Source organism: Phyllobacterium trifolii (genome assembly GCF_014192095.1).
In the GTDB taxonomy this organism is placed as follows: domain Bacteria; phylum Pseudomonadota; class Alphaproteobacteria; order Rhizobiales; family Rhizobiaceae; genus Phyllobacterium; species Phyllobacterium trifolii.
Map to the genome: position 1 here is coordinate 35,084 of NZ_JACHXN010000033.1, position 9,782 is coordinate 44,865.

A 9,782-nucleotide genomic window follows, 5' to 3' on the forward strand; every position below is an offset into this window, starting at 1 on the left:
AGGTTACGTCCAATAGCCGGGCTGGGCATATGCTGCCTTCAAGGTGTCGATGAAGAGTTTCACCTTTGCGGTAAGAGGTTTGTGGCGCGGATAGATTGCCATGATATCGAAGCTCGGCAAGGCATATTGGTCGAGTGCGGTAACCAGTTCGCCTGAATCGAGCTGCGCGCTGACCTCCCAAGTGGAGCGCCAGGCGAGACAGAGCCCGTTGCAAACCCAGCGCGCCAGCACCTCGCCATCATTGCAATCGAAATTGCCGCTCACTTTCACCGCTACTGGTTTGCCATCCTCCTGGAAAAGCCAATCGCGATGCTCACCGCCGATGCGATTTACCGCCAGACAGTTATGCGCGGCCAGATCCTGCAGGGTCTGTGGGGCACCATATTCTTGAAAATAGCTTGGCGTGGCACAGACCACACGGCGGTTCGTCGCCAGTTTCGTTGCAACGAAGTCCGGATCAATGACGTTGCCTATACGGATGCATAGATCATACCCTTCGTGCACTGGATCGACATAGCTGTTGCTCAGATTGAATGACACCTGGACTTGCGGATTCTCGCTTATGAATTTTCTGACGTGGGCGGCAACATGATGGCGGCCGACATAAGCCGGCGCAATAACGCTGAGCTGCCCGGTTGCGTGGGACGACTCCGGGAATACGGCCGCCTCATGTGCCTCCAGTTCGGTTAGCAGTTCGCGGCAGTGCTTAAGAAAAAGCGTTCCCTGTTCAGTCATGGACATATGACGGGTAGTCCGATGCAGAAGTTTGACCCCCAACCGTCTTTCTAGATCGCTTATCCGCCTTCCTAGCATGCTCGGCGTGATTCTCTGCTCCACGGCAGCGCTCGTAAGGCTGCCCTTCTCGGCAGCATCGACAAAGGCCTGCATCTCCCTGAACCTACTCATGTCGAAGGCTCCCAATAGTCCGGGCTGGAGTAGATCGATTTCAACCATTCGATGAAGAGTGAGGTCTTCGCCGGGAGGTTCTTCTGGCGTGGATGGACCGCCGAAATTGCGCGGTCGGCAAAAACATAGTCATCCAGCACCGTTGTTAATTCGCCTGATTTGATCTGGGCTGCGACCTCCCACTTCGAGCACCATGCGAGGCCAAGCCCCTCTATCGCCCATTGCCGCAGAAGGGCTCCGTCATTACTCGCCAGATTGCCTGTGACCTTGATGGGAAATGGCTGTTGATTGCGCTTGAAGTACCAGCCATGCTGCTGTCCGCCATATTGATTGAAAGTCAGGCAATTGTGCTGTGCGAGCTCTTCGGGTGTGTGCGGAATGCCGTGCTCTTCAAAATAAGCGGAAGTGCCACAAACTACGGCCTGATCGGGCGCAAGTCTGATCGCAGTGAGATTGGGCTCGTGCGTCGCACCAATGCGTATGCCCAGATCATATCCCTCCCGCACAAGATCGACTACGTGATCACTGAGATTCAGGGATATCCTAACGTCGGGATTGGCAGCCAAGAATTCATCAAGATGCGGTGCGATATGATTTCGGCCGAAACTGGCCGGACAGGACACGATAAGGTGCCCGGTAGCCCGGTGGCGGGCATCTGTCACCAGCCTCTCCGCTGCGTCAAGCCGACCCAATAAGCCGTGACAAAGCTCGAAAAACATCTTTCCTTCGTCGGTCAATGTCAGCTTGCGGGTGCTGCGCTGAAATAATTTGCCGCCCAGTCGTTTCTCCAGATGATTGATCCGGCGCCCGATCATAACCGGAGTCACATTCTGCCCGGCCGCGGCACTGGCAAAGCTACCATTCCTTGCGACTTCCACAAAGGTCTCGATCTCCTTCAGTTTATCCATGGCTGCTCTATTCCTTACTATTTGTATGGAATGATTGGAATATTCCTCGCATTGTCAAACAAAAAGCTTCCTCGTACAAAACTGTCTGGGAGAAACTGATGAAAATTGTAAGTGTGGAAACTTTTTCTACGACACACATAAGTGTCGTTCGTGTCACCGCCGACGATGGTTCGGTCGGGTATGGGCAAGTAGCGCCCTACAATGCGGATATTACCGCAATGGTCGTGCATCGCCAGGTTGCACCATACTTCCTTGGCTCCGATCCCGCAGATATCGATACCTTGGTTGATCGTTGCATTGTTGGGCAGCACAAGTTTCCTGGATCCTACGTTTGTCGTGCGGCTGGCGGCGTCGACACGGCGCTTTGGGATTTGTTGGCCAAACAGCAGGGAAAAAGTGTTTGCGCGATGCTCGGGGGTACCAAGAAGCGCCTGACAGTCTACGGTTCGAGCATGCAGAGGGACATTCGGCCAGAGGCCGAGGCCGGGCGACTCGTTCGCCTGCAGCAGGAAAATGGTTTTTCGGCGTTCAAGATCCGCATCGCTAACAATTTCGGCAATGATATCGATCGCTGGCCGGGACGCACCGAAGCCATTGTTCCGACCGTGCGTAAAGCTATCGGCGACAAGACCCTGCTGCTTGTCGACGCCAATAGCGGCTATACGCCCAAGCGTGCGATCGAAGTCGGCCGAATGCTTGAGCAATACAATGTTGGCCATTTTGAAGAACCCTGTCCCTACCAAGAGCTTGAATGGACCGCGGAGGTCGCTGCCGCGCTCTCGGTCCCAGTATCGGGAGGCGAGCAGGAATGCGACCTTGCACAATTTAGACGAATGGCTCGTCTGCGAGCGGTGGATATCATGCAGCCAGATGTCTGCTACATCGGCGGGATAAGCCGTGCTCGTGCCGCCGCCAGTATAGCCGAGACGGCTGGGTTGCCCTGCACTCCGCACGCAGCCAATCGGACGATGGTCACGGTGTTCACGCTTCATCTGCAGGGCGCACTCCCGAATGCCGGACCGTATATGGAATTGAGTATCGAAGAAGCACCTTGGCTGGAGGGGCTTTTTGTCGGAGATCCCTTCAAGGTTGTCGATGGTCGTGTCGATATCCCCGAGGGCCCCGGTTGGGGAGTGGAGATCAACCCGGAATGGCTCGCCAAGGCAGATCACATGGTGAGCTCGCTCTGATCCAACCAGCCTGATTGAAATACCAAAGAGGTGCCGGACCCGCCGGAGGATGAGGCGTCGGGTTAAACATCAAACAGAAACTCAAGGGAGGAATACATGCCCAAATTAAAAGCAATTTTAGCCGGTATGGCCTTGCTGGCCGTCGCCAGTGCGGCCCAGGCACAGGATAAGTCGAAGGACATTACCATAGTCATGCCATCTGCCGTCGATGTGGTCGAGCCATGCCACATGATGTCGACCGGCTATATCGGTCTGGTATTGCGCCAGAATGTGGTGGAGTCGCTGATCAAGCTCGATCCGAAGGACAGCACGCCACAACCGCTTCTGGCGGAGAGCTGGAAACAAATCGATCCGCTCACCTGGCGCATCAACCTGCGCAAAAACGTGAAATTCCAGGATGGCGCCTCCTTCAATTCTGCAGGGGTCAAGGCAGCGATAGACCGGTTGTTCGCCCCGGCGCTTCTGTGCCGCGACAAGGACCGCCTTTTCGCGGGGCAAACGCTCGAAGTGAAGCCTGTCGACGACTTAACGCTCGACATAATTTCGAAACAACCCATGCCCCTCATGCCGCTAACGCTTTCGCAGATAGGCATAACATCGCCAAACACCCCGACAACTGAAGCCTCGAAACATCCGGTTGGAACGGGCCCCTACGTCCTCACAAGCTGGAATCCGACGCAGAGCCTGGTGCTCAAGCAGTTCGACGGTTACTGGGGCAAGAAGCCTCAAATCCAACAGGCGACCTATGTGTGGCGCTCGGAGCCGGCGCTGCGCGCCTCAATGGTGGCTGTCGGAGAAGCTGATATCGCGATGCAGATAGCACCGCAGGACGCAGTCAATCCGGACACTGATTTCGGCTATCTGAATGCAGACACCAGTCGCGTCCGCATCTTCATGGACCAGGCACCCCTGAACGATGTGCGTGTTCGCAAGGCACTTAACCTTGCAATCGACCGCGGATCATTCGTTGGGACGATCCTCAGCAAGGGCGTCCTGCCAGCCAGTCAGTATATGATGTCCAATATCAACGGCTATAATCCTGATCTCAAGGTCTGGCCCTATGATGCCGAAGAGGCGACAAGGCTTGTTGAAGAAGCCCGTGCCGCCGGCGTCCCCGTCGACAAGCCGATCGTCATGTACGGAAGCGATTTTATGTTGGCGAACTCGAATGAACTGTTCGAAACCCTGATTCAGAGCTGGCAACAGATCGGCCTCAACGTAAAGCTTGAGATGGTCGACAAGATCCAACTGTCGGCGACGCGGCACAAGCCGTTTCCAACAAATCGCCCGACGCCGACGATGGTCTTCGAAACCCACGACAATGCTGCCGGGGATGCGTTCTATACGATGATGGTCTACTACCATTCGTCCGGAGATCTATCGAACATCGCGGATCCTGCCCTCGACAAGTTGTTGGAAAAAGGCAGCACGTCCACAGGGGACGAGCGTCGCAAGGCTTTCCAGGAGGCCAATCTAAAAATCCAGCAGGACATTATTCCGGACGTGATGCTTTTCCATCTTGAAAGCTTCATCCGCGTCGGTCCCCGCGTCAGTTACGCCCCGGACTTCACCACCCAGGGTAAGCTCGAACTGGCCGACGTCACGTTCAAATAATCACAAGAACCGGCAGGGAAGGCTCGGCTTTCCTTGCCGCGGAAAGGGCTCTGCCCTTCATCAGCGAACCACAATTCGAAAGGATTTCGCATGCCGATCTACAAGTGGGACAACAAACCCTTTACTGGTCCTCATGTATTGGACAACCCGCCGCCTTTCCATCAAAAGGTCTGCGACTATGGCGCTCGCCCCTATTGGTCGCCTGACGGCAAAAGACTGGCTTTCGTGGAGAAGGCTTACGGCGACGTTCACGAAATCGATCTTGAAACGCGGCAGATCAGGAACTTGACTAAGGATAATGGGGACTATCACTCGTTCCTGCGCGTGCTGTTTCTGCCCAATGGCGACTATCTCCTGATCGGTCCCAAGGAATTCAAACACCATTTCACAAGCCGATATCAAGAGTCCGAATTGTGGATCATGGACAAGGATGCAAAGACGCCGCCAAGGCCACTGGGCATGACGATTTTCGAAGGTATTGGCGTATCTGCCATCACCAATCGCATTACTTATTCGCGCCATGGCGGCCATGATCCAAGCATCGGCTCGCCGGATCATTACGAATGCTATGTGACCAATATCGATTACGGTCCCGAAGGAGCCAGGATCGGCACCATCCGGCCGATCTACCGCAGCGGCCCGTATCGACGGCCGGAGCCACAGGATTTCCGGCACGATGATACCGAGGTCATCATGGCGGATTATATCGGTCCGCGCGACCGCAGTACTGAATGGAAGACCGTAACGCGCGGCATTGATTTGCGAACCCTCGACGTGCGCACCTATATTGACGAACCATTGACACACAATGAGTGCGAGGGAATTTTTCCCGATGGCGAGCACATTTGTCTTGAGTCTTCATGCGACTTTGTCGATCAGTTTCCTCCCATCGATTTGTGGAAGTTGAAGCTGGATGGTTCGGGGCGTCGCGTGCGCATGACGCGCATGTTTGATCGGGAACCCTGGCGGGCAAGCAACTCGAATGTCAGTCCCGATGGAAAATGGCTGGCTTTCATGGTCAATACTTACACGAGCGAGCCGGGGTTCGGCATGGGTATTGGCCTGATGAACCTAGAGGAATGGGAAAAGAGCGAATATGCCCAGCAATGGGAGACGCCGGCCGAGCGTGCCGCTCTTCGGCAGAAAACCGCCGAATAGTTCAGGACAGGATTGCTGTAGGATCGGCATTGCGAAACAACAGCGTTCCCCGGCAATAGTCCGGGGAACGCACGACACAAGATGTTGTTGCCTTATGTGGGGGCCAGCCAAGGCGACAATTCTAGTTAACCGCTTCGGGAGGAACCGTTGAATACATATATTGTCAACCGCATGGTCTATAGCGCCATCTCTATGGTCGGACTGATCATCCTCGTGTTTTTCCTGGCTCGTTTGACGGGAAATCCAGCGGAGCTTTACCTGCCTGTCGATGCGACGCCTGAACTACGCGCGGCTTTCTCCCAGGTAAACGGTCTGGATCAGCCGGTTCTCGTCCAGTTTTGGCGGTTCCTCGTCACTCTTCTGCATCTGGATTTTGGCAATTCTTTGAGACTGGAACGTCCGGCCCTTCAGCTTGTGCTTACCGCCTTCCCGACCACTCTTATTCTCGCGTTTAGCGCCATGGCGCTGGCTCTCGTTGTCGCCATCGTAGCGGGTGCGCTGGCCGCCTGTGCGCCTAACGGCATCCTTGACCGGTTGGTCAACGTCGTATCGTTGTCGAGCGCCAGCCTGCCGAACTTCTGGTTGGCTCTCGTCAGTATCCTGGTGTTCGCGGTCTGGCTGAAATGGGTGCCAACATCGGGCACCGGTACCTTGGCACATTGGATACTGCCCATCATGGTGCTGTTTGCCCGACCATGCGGGCTTCTCGCCCAGGTCGTTCGTGGCTCCATGATCGACGCGCTATCGTCAGCTTATGTTAAGACCGCACGTTCGAAGGGTGTGCGCTCGAGGAGCATCATTTTCGTGCACGCTCTTCGTAACGCGATGCTGCCAGTCATTACCGTTGCGGGCGACCAGATGTCTGGAATGATTAACGGCGCCGTTGTCGTCGAGGTCATTTTCGGCTTCCCAGGTATCGGCAAGTTGATGATGGATTCGATTCAATACCGTGATTTCGCAGTGATACAGTGCGGGGTCATCATAACCGCGGCCGCCATCTTCCTGATGAACGTGCTTATAGATTTCGCCTATGTCGCTCTCAATCCACGCATCAGGTTCAAGTGACATGGAAAATGTAACATCGACAACTGTCCCAGTTCGGAAAACCGAGCGAACATCGCTTCGTCAGTCCTTGGATCTGCTATGGCGTGACAAGTTCGCCGTGGCTGCCGTCTTGTTCCTGATCATCGTGGTTTTGGCCGCTCTTCTCGGGCCATATCTTTTTGGCCAGCAATCGAACAGGATTAACCTTTTGACGCGCAATGCCGCACCGTCGTTCGCGCACGGCTGGGCTTTTGTTTTGGGCGCTGATGCTCTTGGACGTCCGATCCTCTTGCGATTGTTCGTCGGCGCGCAGAATACGATCATCCTTGCTGTCTCGGCGGTCATCCTATCGATGATTGTCGGTACGGCGCTGGGCTTCGTGGCCGGGTATCGCAATGACTGGCTGGGAAACGTGATCCTGCGCGTGGCCGATGTCCTGATGAGTTTCCCGTCCCTGCTGCTGGCACTTATCGTTCTTTATGTTCTGACGCCCGGGATCGCCAATGTCATTCTGGTGCTGGCCATCACCCGTGTACCGATCTATCTGCGCACGGCGCGCGCCGAGGTTCTGGAAGTTCGCGAGCGCACCTTTGTCACCGCTGCGGACATCATGGGTGCATCGACCTGGCGTCTGGTGTGGAGACATATACGCCCGGCTGTCATGCCCACACTCGTTACCATCGCTACACTTGAAATCGCGTTTGTGATGCTGGCTGAATCAAGCCTCAGCTTTCTCGGTCTCGGCATCCAGGCGCCTCAGTTTACCTGGGGCGCGATGGTTGCTCAGGGGCAGAGTTATCTCGGCACGGCCTGGTGGGTGGCTTTTTGGCCCGGCGTAGCGATCACCCTGACCGCCATGTCGCTGAATCTGTTAGCGAATTGGGTTCGCCTCGTCTCAGATCCAGTGCAGAGATGGCGTTTGGAAGCGAAGGAGCCGAGCCATGATTGAGGTTAACGATCATCTGGTCGAAGTCCGCAATCTCAGTGTCGATTTCCACACCAGGGACGGAACCGTGCCAGCGGTGCAGGATGTGAGCTGGTACGTCAATCGCGGTGAAACACTGGCAATCCTCGGTGAAAGCGGTTCGGGCAAGAGTGTCAGTTCGTCGGCGCTGATGGGATTGATTGATATGCCGCCCGGCAGGATCACTTCCGGCGAAGTGCTCTACCGCGGCGAAAACCTGTTGAACGCGACCCCGGAGAGGCAGCGCGAAATCAACGGCTCGAAGATCGCGATGGTATTCCAGGACACGCTGGCCGCCTTCAATCCAGTTTACCAGATCGGCTGGCAGGTGGCCGAGACACTTCGCTCGCATGGGGTCCCCAAGAAGGTCGCGGACGTGAAGGCACTCGAACTTCTAGAACGTGTCGGCATCCCCAATGCGTCCGGTCGCTTTTTTGACTATCCACACCAGTTTTCGGGCGGCCAGCGCCAGCGCATCATGATCGCTATGGCCATTGCCCTCAATCCCGATCTCCTGATCGCTGACGAGCCAACCACGGCACTCGACGTGACGGTACAGGCGAAGATCCTCCGCCTATTGAAGGAGTTGCAACGCGAAAGAGGAATGGGTCTGCTCTTGATCACACATGATCTCGGCATCGTTGCCGGCATCGCTGACCGCGTAGCAATCATGCAGGGCGGCAAGATTGTGGAGACCGGAACGGTCAGGCAAGTGTTCGAAACGCCGCAACATCCCTACACCCACCGATTGTTTGATGCTGTCCCGGGACGACGGGTTGTATCCGAGACGGCGCGAACACTGGTCGAGCAACCCCTTTTGATCGTCCAGGATCTGTCGAAAGAATATTTAAGTCCCGCGCGACTGTTCAGTCGCGGCGCAACGGCCGCACCCGTGCTTGCCCTGAACAAAGTTTCGTTCAAGCTGGAACGAGGGGAGACGCTTGGCATTGTTGGCGAATCCGGTTCCGGAAAGTCTACTCTGGCGCGAACACTGATTGGCTTGGAAACGGCAACGGGTGGAGGCGCTTCATATCGTGGCCATGATCTGCTCAACAGAACACCAGCCGGATTGAACCAGGTACGGCGCCAGATCCAAATGGTGTTTCAGGACCCGACCGCCTCCCTTAATCCCCGGATGAGTGTGAGGGAGATCATATCCGAACCCTGGGCGATCCATGACGATGTGGTACCGCGCAACAAATGGGATACCCGTGTGCGCGATCTTCTGGAGCAAGTTGGCTTGCAAAGAGACCATGCAGACAGGTATCCGCATCAGTTTTCGGGCGGGCAGCGTCAGCGGATCGCTATCGCACGTGCGTTGGCATTGCAGCCAGAAATCATCATCTTCGATGAGGCGGTGTCCTCGCTCGATGTCTCCGTTCAAGCGCAAGTGATAGAACTGCTTAAGAGCCTCAAGGATGATTACAATTTGTCCTATCTGTTCATTGCCCACGACCTGCCGGTGGTCAGGAGCTTTGCCGATCGGGTGTTGGTCATGCATAGGGGCGCAATCGTAGAGCAGGGGACAAGCAGGGAGATTTTCAACAATCCTAAGCATGACTACACAAGGGAACTTCTGCAATCCGACCCGGCTTTGAACGTTCATGCCGCGATATAATTGCTGGGATCTGAGGGCGTATTCGATGGTTGGATGCTTGCTCTGCAGGAGAAGGAGTCTCCATGTCCGGACTGTTGATGCCGAAAGCTGAGGACGCAACCATGTCGCGCCGTTCGGACATCGTTACGGCGCTGCGGGCAATAGTTCCGGGCGAGGGCGTCGTCGACGCCACCAATGCGATGCGGGTATTTGAGTCGGATGCTCTGACCGCCTATCGCCAACTGCCGCTGGTGGTGGTCCTGCCGCAAACTGTGGCGCAGGTTTCACGCGTCCTCAAATATTGCCACGAGAACAATGTAAAGGTCGTGCCGCGGGGCTCTGGAACGTCACTGTCTGGTGGCGCTCTGCCGCTCGAAGACGCGGTATTGCTGGTCATGTCG

Annotated in this window: 9 protein-coding genes; 7 read left to right on the forward strand and 2 right to left on the reverse strand. The window is 55.8% G+C overall.

Features of this window, described 5'->3' with window-relative positions; translation table 11 throughout:
- Positions 1-3 precede the first annotated feature (3 nt).
- Positions 4-906 (reverse strand): LysR family transcriptional regulator, encoded by a 903-nt coding sequence (locus FHS21_RS28250; protein ID WP_183665307.1) that lies wholly within the window; start codon positions 904-906, stop codon positions 4-6.
- Positions 903-1,814 carry a LysR family transcriptional regulator gene (locus FHS21_RS28255; protein WP_183665309.1) on the reverse strand — a complete coding sequence of 304 codons (912 nt, stop codon included), beginning with the start codon at positions 1,812-1,814 and terminating at the stop codon, positions 903-905. The genes FHS21_RS28250 and FHS21_RS28255 overlap by 4 nt, the downstream gene beginning before the upstream one ends.
- A 98-nt stretch (positions 1,815-1,912) precedes the next feature.
- Here FHS21_RS28255 and FHS21_RS28260 point away from each other — a divergent pair, with 98 nt between their 5' ends.
- From FHS21_RS28260 to FHS21_RS28290, 7 genes are all read left to right on the forward strand, one after another.
- Positions 1,913-3,004, forward strand: coding sequence for a mandelate racemase/muconate lactonizing enzyme family protein (locus tag FHS21_RS28260; protein WP_183665311.1), 1,092 nt, complete (start codon positions 1,913-1,915; stop codon positions 3,002-3,004).
- 96 nt (positions 3,005-3,100) lie between these two features.
- Positions 3,101-4,618 (forward strand): ABC transporter substrate-binding protein, encoded by a 1,518-nt coding sequence (locus FHS21_RS28265; RefSeq protein WP_183665313.1) that lies wholly within the window; start codon positions 3,101-3,103, stop codon positions 4,616-4,618.
- Positions 4,619-4,708: 90 nt separating this feature from the next.
- Entirely contained in the window at positions 4,709-5,776 is a 1,068-nt protein-coding gene (locus FHS21_RS28270) for a TolB-like translocation protein (protein ID WP_183665315.1), read from the forward strand.
- Positions 5,777-5,923: 147 nt separating this feature from the next.
- The gene (locus FHS21_RS28275; RefSeq protein ID WP_210283660.1) at positions 5,924-6,841 is read left to right on the forward strand and encodes an ABC transporter permease; all 918 of its coding nucleotides are present in this window, start codon (positions 5,924-5,926) and stop codon (positions 6,839-6,841) included.
- Position 6,842: 1 nt separating this feature from the next.
- On the forward strand, positions 6,843-7,769 hold the full coding sequence (locus FHS21_RS28280; protein ID WP_246411264.1) for an ABC transporter permease: 927 nt from the start codon (positions 6,843-6,845) through the stop codon (positions 7,767-7,769).
- The gene (locus FHS21_RS28285; RefSeq protein WP_183665319.1) at positions 7,762-9,402 is read left to right on the forward strand and encodes an ABC transporter ATP-binding protein; all 1,641 of its coding nucleotides are present in this window, start codon (positions 7,762-7,764) and stop codon (positions 9,400-9,402) included. Before FHS21_RS28280 ends, FHS21_RS28285 begins: the two co-directional genes overlap by 8 nt.
- Before the next feature lie 62 nt (positions 9,403-9,464).
- Positions 9,465-9,782 (forward strand): FAD-binding protein (locus FHS21_RS28290; RefSeq protein ID WP_183665321.1); only part of this gene is annotated, 318 nt, incomplete at its 3' end.